The sequence below is a fragment of the Rhodothermales bacterium genome, assembly GCA_040221055.1.
GTDB lineage: Bacteria > Bacteroidota > Rhodothermia > Rhodothermales > UBA10348 > 1-14-0-65-60-17.
In genome coordinates, this window is sequence record JAVJVN010000015.1 from 18,579 (window position 1) to 37,189 (window position 18,611).

14 protein-coding genes are annotated in these 18,611 nt (G+C 61.3%); 11 read left to right on the plus strand and 3 right to left on the minus strand.

Annotation, left to right across the window (positions count from 1 at the left end):
* Nucleotides 1-78 precede the first annotated feature (78 nt).
* The 8 genes from RIE53_09850 to RIE53_09885 all read left to right on the plus strand — a co-directional run bounded on the left by RIE53_09850 (nt 79) and on the right by RIE53_09885 (nt 10,713).
* On the plus strand, nt 79-1,791 hold the full coding sequence (locus RIE53_09850) for an SLBB domain-containing protein (protein MEQ9104992.1): 1,713 nt from the start codon (nt 79-81) through the stop codon (nt 1,789-1,791).
* A gap of 3 nt (nt 1,792-1,794) precedes the next feature.
* Nucleotides 1,795-2,973, plus strand: a complete 1,179-nt coding sequence (locus tag RIE53_09855) for a Wzz/FepE/Etk N-terminal domain-containing protein (GenBank protein MEQ9104993.1) — start codon at nt 1,795-1,797, stop codon at nt 2,971-2,973.
* A 16-nt stretch (nt 2,974-2,989) separates the two neighbouring features.
* Nucleotides 2,990-4,402 (plus strand): O-antigen ligase family protein, encoded by a 1,413-nt coding sequence (locus RIE53_09860; protein MEQ9104994.1) that lies wholly within the window; start codon nt 2,990-2,992, stop codon nt 4,400-4,402.
* Nucleotides 4,399-5,532 (plus strand): glycosyltransferase, encoded by a 1,134-nt coding sequence (locus tag RIE53_09865; GenBank protein MEQ9104995.1) that lies wholly within the window; start codon nt 4,399-4,401, stop codon nt 5,530-5,532. Before RIE53_09860 ends, RIE53_09865 begins: the two co-directional genes overlap by 4 nt.
* Nucleotides 5,533-5,534: 2 nt before the next feature.
* Complete coding sequence (locus RIE53_09870; protein MEQ9104996.1) at nt 5,535-6,782, plus strand: glycosyltransferase family 4 protein; 1,248 nt, start codon at nt 5,535-5,537, stop codon at nt 6,780-6,782.
* 71 nt (nt 6,783-6,853) lie between these two features.
* Nucleotides 6,854-8,632: a hypothetical protein gene (locus tag RIE53_09875; GenBank protein MEQ9104997.1), complete on the plus strand. Its 1,779-nt coding sequence runs from the start codon at nt 6,854-6,856 to the stop codon at nt 8,630-8,632.
* An 84-nt stretch (nt 8,633-8,716) separates the two neighbouring features.
* Entirely contained in the window at nt 8,717-9,865 is a 1,149-nt protein-coding gene (locus RIE53_09880) for an ATP-binding protein (protein MEQ9104998.1), read from the plus strand.
* A 71-nt stretch (nt 9,866-9,936) separates the two neighbouring features.
* Nucleotides 9,937-10,713, plus strand: coding sequence for an FkbM family methyltransferase (locus tag RIE53_09885; protein ID MEQ9104999.1), 777 nt, complete (start codon nt 9,937-9,939; stop codon nt 10,711-10,713).
* A gap of 15 nt (nt 10,714-10,728) precedes the next feature.
* Here the strand turns inward: RIE53_09885 and RIE53_09890 are convergent, their stop codons facing one another.
* The 3 genes from RIE53_09890 to RIE53_09900 all read right to left on the minus strand — a co-directional run bounded on the left by RIE53_09890 (nt 10,729) and on the right by RIE53_09900 (nt 14,967).
* Nucleotides 10,729-11,226, minus strand: a complete 498-nt coding sequence (locus RIE53_09890) for a hypothetical protein (GenBank protein ID MEQ9105000.1) — start codon at nt 11,224-11,226, stop codon at nt 10,729-10,731.
* A gap of 142 nt (nt 11,227-11,368) precedes the next feature.
* On the minus strand, nt 11,369-12,853 hold the full coding sequence (locus RIE53_09895) for an oligopeptide:H+ symporter (GenBank protein MEQ9105001.1): 1,485 nt from the start codon (nt 12,851-12,853) through the stop codon (nt 11,369-11,371).
* A gap of 80 nt (nt 12,854-12,933) precedes the next feature.
* Nucleotides 12,934-14,967, minus strand: coding sequence for a hypothetical protein (locus tag RIE53_09900; protein ID MEQ9105002.1), 2,034 nt, complete (start codon nt 14,965-14,967; stop codon nt 12,934-12,936).
* A 184-nt stretch (nt 14,968-15,151) separates the two neighbouring features.
* Between RIE53_09900 and RIE53_09905 the strand changes: the two genes are divergently transcribed.
* The 3 genes from RIE53_09905 to RIE53_09915 all read left to right on the plus strand — a co-directional run bounded on the left by RIE53_09905 (nt 15,152) and on the right by RIE53_09915 (nt 18,607).
* Nucleotides 15,152-16,252 (plus strand): AraC family transcriptional regulator, encoded by a 1,101-nt coding sequence (locus RIE53_09905; protein ID MEQ9105003.1) that lies wholly within the window; start codon nt 15,152-15,154, stop codon nt 16,250-16,252.
* Between the two features lie 133 nt (nt 16,253-16,385).
* Complete coding sequence (gene aspS / locus RIE53_09910) at nt 16,386-18,245, plus strand: aspartate--tRNA ligase (protein MEQ9105004.1); 1,860 nt, start codon at nt 16,386-16,388, stop codon at nt 18,243-18,245.
* Nucleotides 18,242-18,607: an inorganic diphosphatase gene (locus tag RIE53_09915; GenBank protein ID MEQ9105005.1), complete on the plus strand. Its 366-nt coding sequence runs from the start codon at nt 18,242-18,244 to the stop codon at nt 18,605-18,607. The genes aspS and RIE53_09915 overlap by 4 nt, the downstream gene beginning before the upstream one ends.
* The last annotated feature ends 4 nt before the right edge of the window (nt 18,608-18,611 follow it).

Below are 18,611 nucleotides of genomic sequence, written 5' to 3' on the forward strand. Positions count from 1 at the left end.
GTTTCCAAGGCCCATTTCCGGCGGTACACGATGATGAATGACAGACGTCTCCCGCGTTGGGGAGTGTTTTCTCTGGCGATGTTCGCCATACTCGCGCTCGGCGGTGGCGGCATCCAGACGGCCCAGGCACAGGTCCTCGGCGGCGGCAGCCTGCTCGATACGCCGGGTGCCAACCCGCTGACCCTGCTCCGGCAGCGCCTGGCCCAGTCCGGCATTTCTTCGGCATCCGTGCCCCTTGAAGGCGCGGTAGACGGCGCTACCTACATCGTGGGTCCGGGCGATGCGTTCAGCCTGACCGTCAACGGCGCATCCATGACCACCGTCCCGGCCGAAGTCAGTGCCGATGGCATGCTCATGCTGCCCGATGCGGGCGCGGTCCGGGTGGGCGGCATGACGCTGGACGATGCGAAACGCGCATCGATGACCCTGCTGGAGCGCGCCTACCGGAACGCCGAGATCTCCCTGGCCCTCGTGCAATCACGCCAGTTCTACGTGCACGTATCGGGCGCCGTCCCCGCGCCGGGCCGATACCTCGCGCTCCCGGTGGCCCGCGTATCGAGCATCCTGGAACTGGCGTTCGCGGACACCCTCGCACAGCCGGTCACGAACCGCACGTTCCGTCCCTCGCTGCGCAACATCCGCCTGCTGCACACGGACGGTACCGAGTCGGGCGTGGACCTCATCCAGTATTTCTCGTCGGGCGATCGCGCAGCCAACCCCTACCTGCGGGACGGCGACGTGATTTTCATTCCGGCCTACCAGCCGGCGAACAGCAGCATTTTCGTGGACGGGGCCGTTCCGTTTCCGGGTGACTACGACTACCGCCCCGGCGATACGGTCCGCGACCTCATCCGCCTGGCCGGCGGGGTGGATGCCGGCGCGGCGCGCGCGGTGCGCCTCATCAGGCAGGACGGCACGACCGTGGACATGACCATCGACGAGGCGCTCGGCGCGCGCGGCGCCGGCACCCCGGTCGCGGCCCGCGACCACGTCCAGGTGGTCATACCCGCCGAGCTGAGGGGTCAGGCAAATGTAACCGGCCAGGTTACATTTCCAGGTACGTACCCCATAGTCGAAGGCGAGACCACACTCAGGGATCTGGTGGCCACGGCCGGTGGCATCCGGGACGAAGCCCTGCTCCGGGGTGCGTACCTGGAGCGCAGGGCGCTGCCTGACCCCCTCGAGACCCTGCGCGGCAACCGCTTTGGTCCCGAACCCCCGCTGGCCGAGATGATTTCCCTGGCGGATACCACCGCCATCATGCAGCGCCTGCGCCTGAGTGACATGGACTTCATGAGCCGGGCCTACTTCGCCCAGGAAATGCGCCTGCAGAACCGCGTGAGCGTCAACCTCGAGGAGGCCCTGGAGGACGGTGCCCGTGAAGTGTACATCCGGAACGGCGACCGCCTGGTCATCCCCCGGAATCCCAACGCCGTGTTCGTGTTCGGCCAGGTCAACCGGCCCGGCTTTGTGGACTTCCAGCCCGGCCTCACCGCCGAGCAATACGTTAACGTCGCCGGCGGCCGGAGCGCCGTGGCCGAGGACGTCTACATCATCCACCCGGCCAGCGGGCAGATCCTGCCGGCTGGCAGCCGCGCCCTGGAATCGGGCGATTTCGTGTTCGTGGACCGCAAGGTGGACATCGCGGACAGCCCCGAACTGCAACGGCTCCTGATCGAGGAGAACCGGACGCGGGCCGATGCACGCATCCGAACGCTGCAGACCGTCGTGCAGAGCGTCGGCACCCTGGCGTCGGTCGTTGCACTCATCATCAGCATCCGCCGGAACTGAGTCATGGAAGCCAACAACAACATGTCCGAATCGTGGTGGAACATGCTGGGCGTGCTTTACCGCTGGCGCCGCTTCATCGTCATCGTGACGGGCGTCATGGCGGTGCTGTCCGTCATCATCAGCCTCATGCTGCCCCTCTGGTACAAGGCGTCCTCCCGCCTCCTCCTGCCTGAATCCAGCGGTGGCGGCCTGGCCAGTGCCCTCCTGGGCGACCTGGGCTCGGCGGCCAAGTCGCTGCTCGGCGGCAGCAGCGGGGATTATGTCCGTTTCATGGCCATCCTGGACAGCCGCGCCGTCAAGATTTCCGTGATTGAAGAGTTCGACTTGATCAACGTCTACGACGTCGCAGGAAAGAAGGCCCCGCTTGAGGAAGCCATCGAAGCACTGGAAGACAACGTGGAATTCGTGGTGGACGACGAATACGATTTCATGTCCATCGAGGTGTACGACCGGGATCCCGTACGGGCGGCCGCCATGTCCAATTTCTATCTGTCGCAGCTCGACAGCATCAACAACCGTTTGAACCGGCAGACGGCGGGCAATTTCCGGGCGTATGTTGAGGAGCGATACGAACGCGCAGCGGACGAGCGCCAGACCCTGCTCGATTCGCTCCAACAGTTCCAGGAGCGCTACGGCGTGTTCAACCTGGAAGCGCAGACGGAGGCGTTCTTTACCCAGATAGCCGAGGTCCGGGCCAACGCCGTCCAGGTGGAACTGCAGTATGAGGCCCTGCGTCGGCAATTCGGAGACGACAACCAGCAGGTCCAGCAGCTCGCATCGCTGGTCTCGGCGGCCGATGCCCTGTACCGGGACATGTTGCAGGGACGCGAGGCGGTCCTGCCCGTCGACCTGGATGCTGCACCGGCCATGGTGCGCGCCTACGCGGACATCGCCATGGAGCGCCTCATCCAGGAAACCATCCTGGAAATGGTCGCCCCCATCCTGGAACAGGCACGCTTTGAAGAGGAGCGCCAACAACAGGCCCTGCAGATCGTGGACGAAGCGGTGCCTCCGCATCGCAAGGCAAAACCGAAACGCGCCATTGTCGTGATTTCCGCGACCCTTTCGGCCTTCATCCTGGCCGTCCTCTATGCGCTGATGACCGATTGGTGGCGGCGGCGTCACGCGGTGTTCACCGAGCGGCTGCGCACGGCGGCGGCCAGCCGGGGCCATGGCCAATAGTGCCACAAACCACACCGTGCCCAACACGCCCCTCTTGCCCGGTGATACCTGGCTGCTGAATTGGGGCCGCTTCCTGCTCGGAGGCGCCCTCGCCCTGGGCCTGCTTGTGACCGTCTACCTGACGGCGCTCGCCCCGGACCTCCTCCCCGCCCTGCCCATCCTGCTCCTGGCCGGCCTGGCGGGCTGGTGGCTGTTCACGCATCCGCTGGCGAACCTGTTCGTCGTGTTGTGTGCTTTTGTACTCGTCGCCAGCCACGAAGAGGGTATCCAGGCCACGGAAGCCCTCTATGCGCTTTATTTCCTGGCATTCCTTGGGCACTGGGTGGTCGTGCACCTGTTCATGCGGAAGGACCACGTCATCCGGACGCGGGAGGACCAGGCGTTGATCCTGTTCCTCGCGTTCATGACGCTTTCCATTCCCCTGACCCTGGTTTTCGGAGGCAGCCTGAAAGGCGCACTCACGGAATGGCTGGCCTACATGCTGCTCGGACTCTACTTCCCGGTTCGCGCGGCTGTCCAGTCCTCACGCCGAGGGGTGATGGTCGTGTTGGTCGGCGTTGCGTTTGTCGGCTTTTTCGTGTTGATACGGAACGCACTGAATTTCCAGGAAATCATTGTCGATGCGACCGCACCCTGGCAGGTTGCACGCGGTCGCGTTATCACGAACTCGGCATTGATTCTTGTCCCATCATTCATTGCCTTGGGATTATTCCTGGCAGCGAGGACCGTACGCGAGTTGGCGCTGTGGTTCGGATTCTTCATGATGTTTGTAGCCGGGCTTCTTCTGACTCAGAGTAGAGGTTACTGGTTGGCATTTGCTGTCGGCGCCTTTGTCATCTTCCTGCTGGTGGGCGCTCCGTCGCGTCGCAGACTGCTCTGGTCCGGTATCGTGTCGCTTCTGGGTGTTGTGTCCGTCGCGTATATCCTTTTTCCAGACGCCTTCCTTCTGATGGCCACGGGAATGATCAACCGGCTGTTTTCGATCGGATCGGCTATTTCAACGGATCCGTCCATGGTGAACCGATACCTGGAAAGCCAGGCGGCCATGGAGCATGTGAAATCGAATCCGATACTGGGTCACGGGATGGGCACGCCATTCCGATTCTATGACATCACCTGGGAGTATTCCATGAATCGTGCGTTCATCCACAATGGCTATGTCTCGTTGTTGTTCAAATTCGGCTTGTGGGGAACGGGCCTCGTCCTCTTCTTCCTGGGAGCCATTTTCGTACGGTCCACACAGAGTTTTCGCCGCAAGCTGGGCTCCCGTACACACCAGGCCATGGCATTGGGAGTGGCCGGCTGTCTCGCCGCTTTCTCCATTCTTACCATCACATCCAATCCATTCTATTTGAAGGATACACTCTTCATCCTGGGTGTGCTCTCAGGAATCGGTGGTGGTGCATGGGCGCTTCGAATGGATTCGTGAAGAGCCATTCCCACATCGCGCTGGTCGAATTGTATGCTGGGGGCCATCACAGGATGTACCTCGAATTGCTGGTGCAGCAGTGGTTATCCGGCGCATACCCCGGAAAACTCTCACTCTGGGTGTCATCAGTCTTCGCCGAGTCGCATGCTGATTTCATTTCGGCTCTGGTGGATTCTCCCGTCGAGATCCACGTGCTGGATGAAATCCCGCGTGACCTGGAGTCCGGAAGCGGGGCGAAGCATCTCCTGAAGTGTGATCGGTGGCATGGCCATGCACTGAAACACGCGTGCGATGGCGGCGCCAAGCATGTTGTATTCATGTACCTGGATCATGCCCAACTGGCGGTAGCGCGGCGTTCGACCATGAACGTCCGTGTGTCCGGAATCTTGTTCAAGCCACCGGAGCGTGTTCACTCCTGGGCGCTACCTGGTGTCGTGCGACAGGTTCGGAAACGATTCATCCTGAACCGGTTGACCCGATCGCCGAGCTTGCACACCATTTTCGTCCTGGACCCCGCAATTCCAGTCGAGCGTCCTTTCGTATACATGCCGGACGGCATCACGCAACCGGATCCCGATCTGTCACCGGACGAAATCCGTGCACAAACCGGAAGCGGACGTGCGCGCCTTTTCCTGATGTTCGGCGACCTGAGCCTGCGGAAAGGCATTCATCGTCTGGCGGATGCCTGGAGTGGACAGGGACACCTGCTCCTGGCGGGTCGCGTACCCGAAAACGAGCCGGAAGCGCAAGCGGCTGTCGACCGGTTGGCGAATCGTCAAGATGTGTCGTATTACTCGGGATACGCATCGAATGAACGAATGGCGGCCTTTTTTCGCGCATCTGACGTTGTGTTGCTCCCTTACGATGGCCACGTGGGATCGAGTAATGTTCTGATTCGGGCAGCACACGCCGGAAAGCCTGTCATTGCGTGCAGCGATGGACTGGTCGGTCGTCTGGTCGAGCAAAATGAACTGGGACGCACCGTGAATCCGACAGATGCGACAGCATTCGGATCCGCACTCGACCGCCAGGAAATCGCCTTCAATCCGTCCAAAATGGCACAGTTCAGTGCCCTTCATTCGCCAGAGGCCATGGGGCAGATATTCTTTTCGACCATCCTGACCAACTGAAAATGAGTCCGAAGCTTCGCGTTTGTATCCAGTGGCCGCGGTTCGGACCCTATCACATGGGCCGGCTCCAGGCGGTTCATGAAAGGCTGGCCGCGGATGGAATGGAACTCGTGGCCCTCGAAACGGCCTCGAAGGATGCTCTCTATGCATGGAGCGAGATGGAGGCGACGACGGATTTCCAGCGGGTCCAGGTTTTTCCGGGTCAGGTATTCGAGTCCATTCCTCCCGCCGTCATGCACGCCGAAGTGGTAAGCGCACTGGACAGGATGGACCCGGATATCGTCTTCATCCATACCTACAGTTTCCCGGACAGCCGGGCATGTCTTGAATGGTGCAAGAAGAGAAACCGGTCGGCGGTCGTCATGACCGATTCTAAGGAAGACGATGCTCCGCGCAATGGCTTTCGGGAATGGTTGAAGTCAGGACTCATTCAGTCCTACGATGCGGCACTGCTGGGTGGAACGCCGCAGCGACGGTATTTCGAAAAACTGGGATTTCCGCCGGATGGCATTTTCCTGGGCTACGATGTTGTCGACAATGCCTACTTCAGGCAGGCCGCTGAAAAATCCAAGGCATCGGATTTGTCCGGACTCCCGGGCCTTGGTCCGGGCGACGGACCAGACCACGCCCCGTTCTTCCTCGCATCGAACCGATTCATTCCGGCCAAGAATCTGGATAGGCTGTTGATGGCCTATTCCGCCTACAGGAGATTGTCGGATAATCCCTGGCGACTGATCATGCTCGGGGACGGAGAATTGCGTCCCCAACTGGAGGCCGCCGCGCCAGACGGTGTCGTTTTTGCCGGATTCAGGCAAATCGAAGACATCCCCGCCTACTATGGCGCCGCTGCATGTTTCATCCATCCGTGCCTGAAGGATACGTGGGCACTGGTGGTAAATGAGGCCATGGCGTGCGGACTACCCGTCCTTGTTTCCACCCGTGCGGGTTGTCATGTCGACCTGGTGGAACACGGTGAAAACGGATACCGATTCGATCCTGAAGACGTGGGTACCATGACATCACTCATGATGCGGGTGGCCGAGCACACCGATTGGCGCAAACGTGCTGGCCGCCGGTCTCTCGAAATTATCGCCGAATGGGACCTGGATCGCTTCGTGAGTGGAGTATATGATGCCATGGTTTATTGCAAAGAGACACCCAGGGTGCCGTACCATGCCCGGGGACGGGCCATCGTCGCCCTCATGAAGCGCACCCGCTCGACGACGGCGTTCCACACGGCCGAAATATAGCTTCGCCGAGTGGCTGTAACTCTCCCGGCGGCTGAGGCGTAACTCGGTTGAACGTCCAAAAAAATGCCATCATGTCCCGATCCCTGACCTTTCTTCTGGCCGCCTTCCTGTTCCTTCTGCCCGCCATCCAGCCCGTCGGCGCGCAGAACCAACCGCCGAACCGCGCCGACGCGGGAGAGCACGCCGGCGCTGGCGAATACGATGCACTTGTCAGCGCCATGCGCGTCGTGGTATCCATCCTGCACGATGCGACCACGCGGCACGCCGCCGAGCCGATTTCCGACCAATTGCGCAGCGTATCGCTGAAACTGAACGATGCGGCGCCGTCCACCGGCGGATTCCGGGGGCCCTCCCGCAACCCGGACGAGTTGGTGCGCATCCTGAAGGATGTCCGCTATCAATTGTTCGACATGGCCCACGAAACGAGCGATCGCGACCTCGCCATCAAATTGTATGACATGGTCGATGCGCTCGACGAGGCGGTCGCCCTGGCTGAGAACCGCGAGGTCAACTACGTGGAGCGCCCCAGCGGCGATTACTACACGGAAGGAACGTGGCAGGATGGCCGGCGCACCGGCGGCTCCACCGGGGACCGCTACCGCGATCGGGACAAGGATCGGGACGATGACAAACACTGGCGGCGCGGCGACCATAATTGGAATCCGGATTGGGACTGGGACTGGAATTGGGATCGGGGATGGTCCCACGGCAGGATCTCCTCTTCGGGATTCATCGGGGAAAGCGCCAGCAACTGGCCATATGCCGACCGGAGCCTGTACCGGTTCACGCCGGCCGTCCGCTACAACCGCGTGGAAGGACTCGTCCTGGGCATTGCCCAGGATCCCCTGTCATGGACGTCGCGGGACCGGGGTCGGATCTTCGGCCAGGTCAGTTACGCGTTCGGTCTGGATGACCTGCGCTACGAAGTGGGCGCCGAGACCCGGATTGGCCGCCCCGACGACGTGGTGGACATCAAGTTCGGGGGCGCCTACCACCAGAACACCGGCACGGAAGACCTCTGGAAATCCAACTGGGTGGAGAACAGCCTGGCATCGGCCCTTTTCAAGACCGATTTCTTCGACTACCACGAGACGGAGGGCTGGACCCTGTACACCGTCATGCGTGTCACGCCGTACGTCCAGATGTCGGCCGGTTACCGGAGCGATGCCTGGCGCTCGCTGTCCCGCAACGTCAGTTGGTCCCTGTTCGGGGGCGACGGCTTCCGCGTGAACCCCGGCATCGTCGAAGGCGACATGCGTTCGCTGGTGCTGTCGCTCGAGGGCGGCAAGGTCGTCTCGCTGAACCGGCATCCGCGCGGCGTGGCCTTCCGTGCCGAGGCGGAAATCGGGCAGGGACTCGGCGGTGACTTCGACTACTCGCGCTATGTGGGTGATGTGCGCGGCTATGCCCGCCTGTCCCGCGTGTCGGGCTTCAGCCTACGCATGCGAGGCGGCTTCACCGAGGGCAGCGTCCCCGTCCAGAAAGCCTTCACGCTGGGCGGCGCCGGCACCATGCGCGCGTATCCCCAGAACATCTACCAGGGCACGCGGATGCTCCTGGCCAACGCCGAACTCGCCCTCCACGAGCCCGATGTACTCGATTGGCTGCTGGACGACATGATCCTGCTGGGTCTGTTCGATGCGGGCTGGACCAACTCCGGCAGCATTGTCTCCGGCGGCGCGGGCAGCGGCGCTTCAGATGCGTTCGCCTGGAAGGATGTCGTCCCCTCGGCCGGCGTCGGACTGGCCCTCGACGACCGCAACCTCCGATTCGAGCTCGCCTGGCCCCTCCGCGACCTCGGCACCGGCCGCAGTCCCACCTTCTGGCTGCGCCTGAACCCGACGTTCTGAATTGTTATCCTTGCATATTTAAAGCCTTGCTTTTAATTTGCACGGATGATACCTCGCCGTGCCTATACTCTCGTCCGCGAAGGCTTGCGCCGTCAAGCCGCTGTGGCGCTGATTGGTCCGCGTCAGGTTGGGAAGACAACCCTCGCCCATGAGATTGGGGATGAAACTGGCGCACTCTACCTCGACCTGGAAGCCAGGGCGGACCGGGACAAGCTGGCCGATCCTGCACTGTTTCTCCGTGCGTATGCGGATCGCTTGGTCATTCTGGACGAGATTCACCGGGTCCCGGAACTGTTCCAGGAACTGCGTGGCCTGATTGACGAGGGACGAAGGACCGGCAAACGGAACGGGCGTTTTCTCATTCTGGGTTCGGCCTCAATGGATCTGCTTCGGCAATCGGGAGAAAGCCTTGCCGGTCGGATTGAATATGTGCACCTCTCCTCACTGGATGCGCTTGAAGCCACGGACGACGCGGATTCATTGCGGCGTCTGTGGGTGCGTGGTGGCTTTCCGGACAGTTTTCTGTCTGAACGGGAATCGGACAGCTTTGCCTTCCGTCAGAACTTCATTCGAACGTATCTCGAGCGCGACGTGCCCCAATTCGGTCGCCGTATTCCGGCAGAAACACTGGAGCGACTGTGGACCATGCTGGCACACAGCCAGGGTGCGCTGCTGAATGCGTCCAAACTGGCCGCTGGGCTTTCCGTTACGGCGCCCACCGTGACCGGATATGTTGACCTGCTGGTTGATTTACTGCTCGTACGGCGTCTTAGACCGTTTCACGGCAATACGAAAAAACGCCTGGTAAAATCCCCCAAGGTATATGTCCGGGACAGCGGACTGGTACATGCCCTGCTCGGCATTCAAGATTACAATGACCTTGCCGGCCACCCGGTTGTCGGCATGAGTTGGGAAGGCTTTGTGATAGAAAACCTGATCAGTATCGCGTCGCCGCAAACAAAAGCCAGTTTCTACCGCACATCTGCCGGCGCTGAAATCGACCTGCTTCTTGAGTTGCCCGGAAAAAACGGGCTCTGGGCGATTGAGATCAAACGCGGCCTCTCAGCGAACCTCAGTAAAGGATTCCATAGTGCCCGCGCCGACCTCAATCCGGACCGCTCCTTCGTGGTGACATCTGCCAATGACCGATTCCCCGTCGCCGAAGGCGTAGAGGCCATCGGTCTCAGGGAACTGGCGAAACTCCTGATGGAGTTTGGCGCCGCTCAACCCTGATCGGCATGGATTGTAGATTGAATTGACAATCCATGCCATACGATGAGTGTTGCCATCCCTAAATTGGCGGCATGAATTCCCTCTCCCTCCGCCTCAAACACGCGCTCAAGCACTTCGTGGGCCGCTTCGGCGTCGAACTGCGGCGTACGCGGTCCGGCTTCGGCCCGGCGACGGCGGCCCGGCCCCTGGCGGTCACGAATTTGTTCTATGAGGACCTCCGCGCCCGCGGTTTCATGCCTGCGTTCATCGTGGACGTGGGCGCCAACCGGGGCGACTGGACTGAAATGACGTTGGGCGTCTGGCCGGACGCCCGGTTCCTCCTCCTGGAGCCCCAACCGGAGTTCGCGCCCGGATTGGACCGACTGTCGGCCGCGCATCCCAACGTGGAGTGGCTACCCCTGGCCGCTGGCCCCGAGGACAATGAACTCATGCTGACGTTGTGGCCGGACCTGAACGGATCGTCCCTGACCCCCACCGAGCGCGAGCGCACCGCCGAAATGAAGAACCAACGGCAGGTTTCGGTCCGGCGTTTGGAGGATCTGGTCCAGAACGGTGGCACCGTCCCGAATCTGGTCAAACTGGATATCCAGGGATTTGAACTGGAAGCCCTGAAAGGCGCCGAGTCCTTCTTCGGCGTCACCGAGCTCTTCGTGCTCGAGGTTTCGTTGTACCCGTTCTACGAGCGGACGCCCATTGTGAGCGAGGTCGTGGCGTTCATGCACGATCGAGGCTACGAACTCTATGACGTAGCCGATTACATTCGCCGCGCATCGGATGGCGCGCTCGCCCAGATGGACATGGCGTTTGCGCGCCAGGGCGGCATGTTGCGCGCATCGAACACGTGGTAGGCTGAGCCTTTTTCCCTACTCCAGGTTTTCCAGATCAGCCCAGTCCTGGTGCCTGCCGAGGGCTCGCTTGTTTTGCTTGAGGCGATCAAGGTTGATGAATGGAACCGAAACATCGTCCACGACCACCTCAACCTTTTCCTGATAACAGGAATCGAATTCAACTCCCTTCAGGCTCGTGAGGAGGTCAATCCGGTTTGGAGGGTATCCCAATTGAACTACACGGTCGGGAGCCACGAAATCTGCTTCGGTCAGATCTGTTGACCCGAATCCGAACTCGCGCAGTGCATCCATCAGCCTGCGGGCATTTTCCGGGTTGAAGTCCACCCACAAATCGATGTCCTTTGTATACCTGGGGTGTCCATGAAACGCGACCGCGTAACCGCCCACGACCAGGAATCGGACCTCATGAGAGGTCAATAACGCGATAAACTCTTTGAAGTCGGGGCTGAGATTCATCTTGCCAACCGTGGTATTCGCGTCGAATGGATTCGAGTGCTTCCAGGCGCCGCTCATATGATTGCGACTGCCAATAGGCAAAATCGCTGGGGGCCTCGTCTATCTTGAAGATCTTGACGGCTTTGCGATCAATCATGATAAGGATGGCTTTGGCGGAAGTGTACTTCTGTTATACTCTTGAACCTGCTCGAGGTTGGGCCTATTCAATGCCTGCAGCCACCAGCTTCTTCATGGGCTTGGCCAGAATAAGCGCGACGGCGCCAGCGGCCGCTGAAATCAACGCCACCTGGTAGAAGAGCCCTTCGAAGCCGAGGGCTTCCACGTCGCCGGCCACGAGACCGGCGAACAAGTTGCCGAGCGCCGTGGCCACGAACCAGATGCCCATCATCTGGCTCACGCGCCCCGTCGGCGCAAGCTTCGTGATCGACGACAGGCCGACCGGAGACAACGACAGTTCGCCCACGGTGTGGAAGAAGTAGGTCACGATCAGGAAGATCATGGCCGCATTGGCACCTTCAGCCGCCGCCTGGGCCGCGCCCCAGGCCAGCACGAAGAAGCCGGCGCCCAGGCCAATCAGGCCGAACGCGAACTTGAACAGGAACGAGGGGTGCTTGTTGATGCGCGCCAGCGCCAGCCACAGCCAGCCAAAAATGGGCGCAAAAATGATGATGAACATCGAGTTCACCGACTGCAGCCAGCTGGCGGGCACTTCCCAGCCGAACGCACTGCGATCGGTGGCCCGCTCAGCGAACAGGTTCAAGCTGGATCCGGCCTGTTCAAAACCGCTCCAGAAGATGGCAGCCAGCACGAAGAGCCACAGGATGATCACCAGATGCTTCTTTTCCTGGGTGTTGTGGCCGCCGAACAGGAACAGATACGCGAAATACAGCCCCACGATGATCAGGATACTCGACCCCAAGCCGCCGGCAATCTGCTGGATGGTGAGCGGAATAATGCCCCACGAGACCAGGAATCCGAACAGCACGGTGAGACCAAGTATGCCCGCGCAAATGGAATAGAAACGCTTCGAGCGCGTTGAGATTTCCTGAGCCGACGAGGCGGACACAAACGTCCCGGCCTCCCCCAGGTACTTGTAGCCCAAGCGGTACTGTATGAGTCCGAGGACCATGCCGAAGCCGGCCGCCGAGAATCCCCAGTGCCAATTGACTTCCTGCCCGAAGTACCCGCAGACGAGCGGCCCGAGGAATCCGCCGAGGTTGATGCCCATGTAGAAGATTGAGAATCCCGCATCGCGCCGGGCGCCGCCCTCCGGATACAGATCCGCCACGATCGAACTCACGTTCGGCTTCAGGAGACCCGTCCCGATGACAATCAGGATCAATCCGGCAAAAAACGTGAACTGGGACGGTATGGCCATGCTGAAGTGACCCGCCGCAATAATGCATCCCCCCACGAAAATGGACTTCCGCTGCCCCCAGATCTTGTCCGCCACCCAGCCTCCGGGCAACGACAACAGGTACACGAAACTGGTGTACAGGCCGTAGATGGCGGCCGCCGTACCGTCCGAGAGCTCCATGCCGGGATTCATTCCGGTCGCCGCGGCTGTCATGAAAAGGATGAGCAGCGCACGCATCCCGTAGTAACTGAACCGCTCCCACATTTCCGTGAAGAACAGGGTGGCCAGACCACGGGGGTGACCGAAGAACGAAACGTCTGTGGACATGAGCTATGCTGTCAGATAGATGGGTTTGTCGGGACGGGCTTTTCTGTCAGGTTTGCGTGAAGATAGAAAAACCCGCCGGGCTATTCCGCATCCATTTCGGCTTTCTTTGTGGAATGGGTGATGATCGGAATCCAGGCGGGCTCGCCGTCATAGCCCGGATTCATGGTCAGACGCTTTACTTCCGTACCGTCCGGATTCATGATGTAGATATCGTCACTTCCGTCCCGGCGAGATTGGAACGCGATTTTCTGCCCGTCAGGAGACCAGACCGGATGGCCGTCGAACGCATGGTTGTCAGTAATTTTCCTTGCATCGGAGCCATCGGCGTTCATGACGTACAGCTCCGAAGCTTCTCCTTCACCGCGGGTCATCACCATGCGGGTCCCGTCGGGCGACATGTTCGCGGACCGTTCTGATGGCGGCGGCTCGGGAACGCCCTGGATTCCCAGCCGCTGCGCCTCGCCGCCCCACGCATTCACACGCACCAAATGCCGCCCCCCATGTTCGTATACGAGGGCGTTCCAGGCATCAACCCAACGTGGCGCGCGATCCTCGCCTTCGTGGGTCGTCAGACGGCGCTTGCCTCCACCCGTGGCTTCCATAACGTATACATCCAGATTTTCATCACCCCACTGGCTGACGAATGCCAGCCGTTGCCCGATGAGATCGCCTGTCTCCCGCGCCCTCTCCGATTCGGCCGAAAGCACAATGCGCCGGAGCCGGTTTTCCGGATACACCCCCGCTACCGGATCCACCAGTTCGGCGACATACAACGTGTCCGCGTCCGGGGTGACCGCGATCCCATTGGGAGCGCGGAACCGTGCATTGTGCGCCGCCCCGTCCCGATGCCCGGGCAATCCATCCCCAGCAACCACACGAAGGGTGCCGGTAACCGTATCGTATGCGTATACCTGCTCCGCCGAGAACTGGGTGGTATACAGAACCCCGTCCGCCATGGCCATCCACGCCACGCCGCTCCCGGATACCGCAGGAATGTCGACCACCTCCCTGACCTCGCCCTCGGCTGAGACGGAGATGATATTCCCGTCCCAGGATGCGAGGTACAGCCGGCCCGTGTCATTGTCGAACGCCGATCCCAATCGGTTCCGCAGCCGTTCGTCACGTGCCAGGACTGACATCTCCCCTTCCGGAGTCGTCTTCAACAGGACCGGTTCATTGAAGTCGGTCGTATAGGCGTTGCCGGTACGATCCACGGCCAGTCCGTCGCCAGGCGCATCGGACAAATGCCGGACTGTTCCATCCGGCGATATCCGTACCAGGCGACCTCCGGGCACATCGTGCGCCTTGGCGTATACGTGACCCTGACTCCACGCCAATCCGGCCGGTTTCAGGCCTTCAGCCAGCACCGTTTGCCGGCCGTCCGGGGAAACCCGAACAATTGCACCGCCATCGGTCCCCAGGATGACGCTCCCGGCATCGTCCAATGCAATTCCACGGGACCCGGTAAAACCGGTAAGGATCGTCTCGACATGCGCCCGTTCCGAGAGCGGACCCGGCAGCAGGACGCGCCCCTCTGCTGTTGTCGGAAGCCGCTCGGCTTCCATGAGGACCCATGAAAACCAGTTCATGCCCCCATTGTACGACCGCTCCGCGTTCAGGGACCACCCGTCTGCATTGACCAGGTCGATGGTCAACCGCTGGAGATGCGGTCCCGTGATATCGGTCATGGGCGTCTCGGGCATGACCACCTGCGTGCCACGGCGTTCATAATGCGCGAATTCCGGCCAGAATGCAGGCGTAGTTGACCCGTTGTAGCGCATGTGCCAGGCTGCACGCTCGGGATGGTACACCCGTTCAATCCACCCGAGCGACGGCGGGCCGAACAGGGGAGCATGGACCGGCCACCACGCTTCGCGGATGCTGGGCCACGGACCCTGCCATGCGGGTTGGATATGAACGACCGCATCGAATGGCACCCACTTCCCACCCGGCCACGATTGCATGCCCTGCACGCGCCACACCCCCATCTGGAAGTCGAACGGATCCACGGAGGACTGCCGGGCCAACGCCGGGGTGGGCGACGCCAGCACCGTGAGTACCAACAGTACACAGGAAACGGAGGGAAGCCACAGGGATGCGAAACGGAGGGACATACGGTTGTACAAAGAATGTTTGATAAGGTGCAATGCGAGCGGCACATCGATGCCGGAGAATGCATCACGGAAAATGTGCCGTTCCGCACCGATCCTCGACTCACCCTATGCAGTGAGCCGTCTCCCGGAGCAACCAGACCCGACCTTTGACCGTTTGCAGATGCACAATTGACTCCACATTCCCATGATGCTTGTCTGGACGGTGCTGCTCTCCTTCGGCGCCTTGCACGGGATTTTTCTTGCGGCGGCACTCCAATTCCGGCCTGCCTCCGAGCCTACGTCACGCAGTCGGTCGGCAAGGCCGTTCTTGACCGTCCTTCTGCTGGCTTTGTCGCTCATGATTGCGGAGGCCGTCTACGCCATGCACGGCGGTTGGCTGCGGACACCGGGCCTGGCCTTTGCATCCGCACCATTGTGGTTCGCGGTAGCCCCGCTGCTGTACCTGTTCGTGGACCGGAGGACGAGCGATCCAACGGATGAACGCCGAGTGCACCCGCCCCGGGAATGGATGTGGCATTTTTCGGCCGCCGTTGCTGTACCTGCCTTCCTGGTCGTTCCGTTCTGGATTTTGCCTGCAGGCGATCAGTTGGACTTCATTGCCGCCACGCCGAGAGGGTGGCGATTCGTACTCTTCCATTCTGCCGTCATCGTGCAGTGGCTGGTGTATCTGTTCCTGGCATGGAGAAAGACCAGACGATGTACACATCCTGGTGTGATCCGGGGCCTGCTGCTGGGCATGATGATCTATGTAGTGGCCGCCGGCCCCGCCTACCTGCTGCCGGAAACCTGGCTTGGAAGATGGCTCGGACAGGTTGACTACATATTCATCCTGGCCTTCTTGATCCACGGCGTGGCCTGGACCGCCGTACGTACGCCACAGGCCCTGTTTGAATCTCCGAACCGAAAGCGCAAATACCAGCACTCGGGGCTCAGCGACGCCGATGCACAAGCGTTGGTCGAACGACTGGATGGCATCATGCATGATGAGGAACTGTTCAAGGACCCGGCCTTGACGCTCGACCGACTGGCCGCGACCGTACATGCATCCAGCCATCACGTATCACAATGCCTGAATCAGATCCGTGGGGACAACTTCTACGCCTACGTTAACCGATTCCGGGCCGAGGAAGCCGCGCGTCGCCTGCAGGACCCTGCTCATGACCACCTCACTGTACTGGCCATAGCCGAAGAATCGGGGTTCAACAGCAAGGCCTCCTTCAATCGGGCCTTCCGCGCGGCCACGGGCATGTCCCCGAGCGAATACAAGGCCCGACGCGGCGCCTGAACAGAAATTTCAGCAGGAGGCCCGGTTCGGCGCAGTATCTTCGAGGATCGTTCGGGATTATCGAGACCTCCGGGATCGTTCTCGAACGTGTCCCCAGACGCAGCCCCAGACGCAGCCCAAGCCCCAGCCCACAATGTCAGACTCGCTCCAATTCCAGAAAGATGCCCACGGCCACCGCACCCACACGTGTGGCGAGCTCCGCGCCGAGCATGCCGGCAAGACCGTCGTCCTGAAGGGCTGGGTCGATACGCGCCGAGACCTGGGTGGCCTGATTTTCCTGGATCTGCGCGACCGATACGGCATCACCCAGATTGTCCTCCATCCGGAGGAAAGCCCGGAGCCGTACCGTGGGGGCGAGTCGCTCCGCGGCGAATACGTCATTTCGGTGCGGGGAACGGTGCGCGAACGCGAGGTCCCGGCCAAGAACGCGGACCTGCCGACGGCATCCATTGAAGTGGCCGCCGAGGACCTCCTGGTCCTGAACACCGCCGCCCCGCTGCCCTTTCCGGTGTCGGTGCACGAGGGGCGCCAGCAGAACGCCAGCGAAGAACTCCGCCTGAAGTACCGGTACCTGGATTTGCGCCGTCCGGAACTGCAGAAGAACGTCATCCTCCGCTCGAAGCTCTACCAGACCGTCCGCCGGTACTACGACAGCCACCAGTTCGTGGAAGTCGAGACCCCGGTCCTCATGAAATCCACGCCCGAGGGCGCGCGCGACTACCTGGTCCCTTCCCGCGTGCACCCCGGCAAATTCTACGCCCTCCCCCAGTCGCCGCAGACCTACAAGCAGATCTGCATGATTGCCGGCCTGGACCGGTACTTTCAGATCGTGAAGTGCTTCCGCGACGAGGACCTGCGCGCCGATCGGCAACCCGAGTTCACGCAGATCGACGTCGAAATGACCTTCGCCACCGAGGACCTCATTTACGAGGTGACCGAAGGGCTCATGGCGGCCATCTGGAAGGATTTGAAGGGCACCGAACTGCCGCTCCCCTTCCCGAGGATGACGTATGATGATGCGATTCGCCGCTACGGCGCCGACAAGCCCGACCTGCGGTTCGGCATGGAGCTCGTGGACGTATCGGATGCGTTCCGTGGTTGTGGATTCCGCGTGTTCGATTCCATCCTGGACGACGGCGGCGCCGTCGTGGCCATCCGCGTGGAAGGCCAGGGCGACACGGGCCGCGGCAAACTCGATAAACTGGACAAGGACGTTGTCCGCGGCAAGCTGAAAGCCGGCGGACTCATCCACTTCCGGTTGCCGTCCGACGGCTCGGAGCTGCAGTCCAGCGTGAAGTCCGAGGTGCTGAAGCCCGAGTTCGTTGAGGCCGCCGTGGCCGCCACGGGCGCCACCCAAGGCGACATGGTGCTCGTCCTGGCCGGCCCGCAGCCCAAGGTGTTCGAACAGATGGGCGCCCTGCGCCTGCACATGGCCCGCGACCTGGAATTGATTGCCGACAGCGCCGACGGCCCCTGGAAGTTCCTGTGGGTCACCGACTTCCCGCTGCTGGAATACAACGAGGATGATGACCGGTATTACGCCATGCATCACCCGTTCACGTCGCCCCATGAGGACGACCTGGAGAAGCTCGCCTCGGACCCCGGGGCCGTCCGCGCCCGCGCCTACGATCTGGTGCTGAACGGGACGGAGCTCGGCGGTGGCAGCATCCGGATTCATCGATCCGACGTCCAGGCCCGCATGTTCCACGCACTGGGTATTGACGAGGAGGAGCAGGAAGCCCGTTTCGGGTTCCTGCTGGAAGCCTTCCGCTACGGGGCGCCGCCTCACGGCGGCATTGCATTCGGTCTGGACCGAATTGCAATGCTGCTCGCCGGCGCCCCCAGCCTCCGCGACGTCATCGTCTTCCCGAAAACCCAGTCGGCGCAGGAGCCCATGGTGTCCAGCCCGGACACCGTGGACGCCAAGCAGTTGGCCGAACTCCACATCCAGCTGGCGCCGCCAAAAGAAGAATCCAAATCCAACGCGGAATGAACGCGCCGGGTTGGGTCGATTGGGAGATGTGGGACGGGATTTTCCGGCTTCGCGGCGTGACCGTGGAACGGGCTTCGGGCTCAGCGCATCTCCGGTATCCGGGCATCATCTACCCCATTGACTACGGGTTCGTCAACGACACGCTGGCCAATGACGGCGAACCGGTGGATGTTTTCCTGGGGAGCGCATCATCCGGACTGGTGGCGGCGGTGTTCACGGAGGACCCAAGGAAAGGCGACCGGGAAGTCAAATTCCTGTACAACTGTTCCCCGCGAGAAATCTACCTTGTCCACGGGTTCGTGAACTTCCCCCCGATGTCCGCCCGGCTGCTCATGCGCCGCCCCATGCACGAATTGTGGTAATTCC

Excerpts from the sequence above, each read along its gene's own strand:
- RIE53_09850 (MEQ9104992.1), top strand. The coding sequence starts at position 79 with ATGTTCGCCATACTCGCGCTCGGCGGTGGCGGCATCCAGACGGCCCAG.
- RIE53_09855 (MEQ9104993.1), top strand. The coding sequence starts at position 1,795 with ATGGAAGCCAACAACAACATGTCCGAATCGTGGTGGAACATGCTGGGC.
- RIE53_09870 (MEQ9104996.1), top strand. The coding sequence starts at position 5,535 with ATGAGTCCGAAGCTTCGCGTTTGTATCCAGTGGCCGCGGTTCGGACCC.
- RIE53_09875 (MEQ9104997.1), top strand. The coding sequence starts at position 6,854 with ATGTCCCGATCCCTGACCTTTCTTCTGGCCGCCTTCCTGTTCCTTCTG.
- RIE53_09885 (MEQ9104999.1), top strand. The coding sequence starts at position 9,937 with ATGAATTCCCTCTCCCTCCGCCTCAAACACGCGCTCAAGCACTTCGTG.
- RIE53_09890 (MEQ9105000.1), bottom strand. The coding sequence starts at position 11,226 with ATGAGCGGCGCCTGGAAGCACTCGAATCCATTCGACGCGAATACCACG.
- RIE53_09895 (MEQ9105001.1), bottom strand. The coding sequence starts at position 12,853 with ATGTCCACAGACGTTTCGTTCTTCGGTCACCCCCGTGGTCTGGCCACC.
- RIE53_09900 (MEQ9105002.1), bottom strand. The coding sequence starts at position 14,967 with ATGTCCCTCCGTTTCGCATCCCTGTGGCTTCCCTCCGTTTCCTGTGTA.
- RIE53_09905 (MEQ9105003.1), top strand. The coding sequence starts at position 15,152 with ATGATGCTTGTCTGGACGGTGCTGCTCTCCTTCGGCGCCTTGCACGGG.
- aspS (MEQ9105004.1), top strand. The coding sequence starts at position 16,386 with ATGTCAGACTCGCTCCAATTCCAGAAAGATGCCCACGGCCACCGCACC.
- RIE53_09915 (MEQ9105005.1), top strand. The coding sequence starts at position 18,242 with ATGAACGCGCCGGGTTGGGTCGATTGGGAGATGTGGGACGGGATTTTC.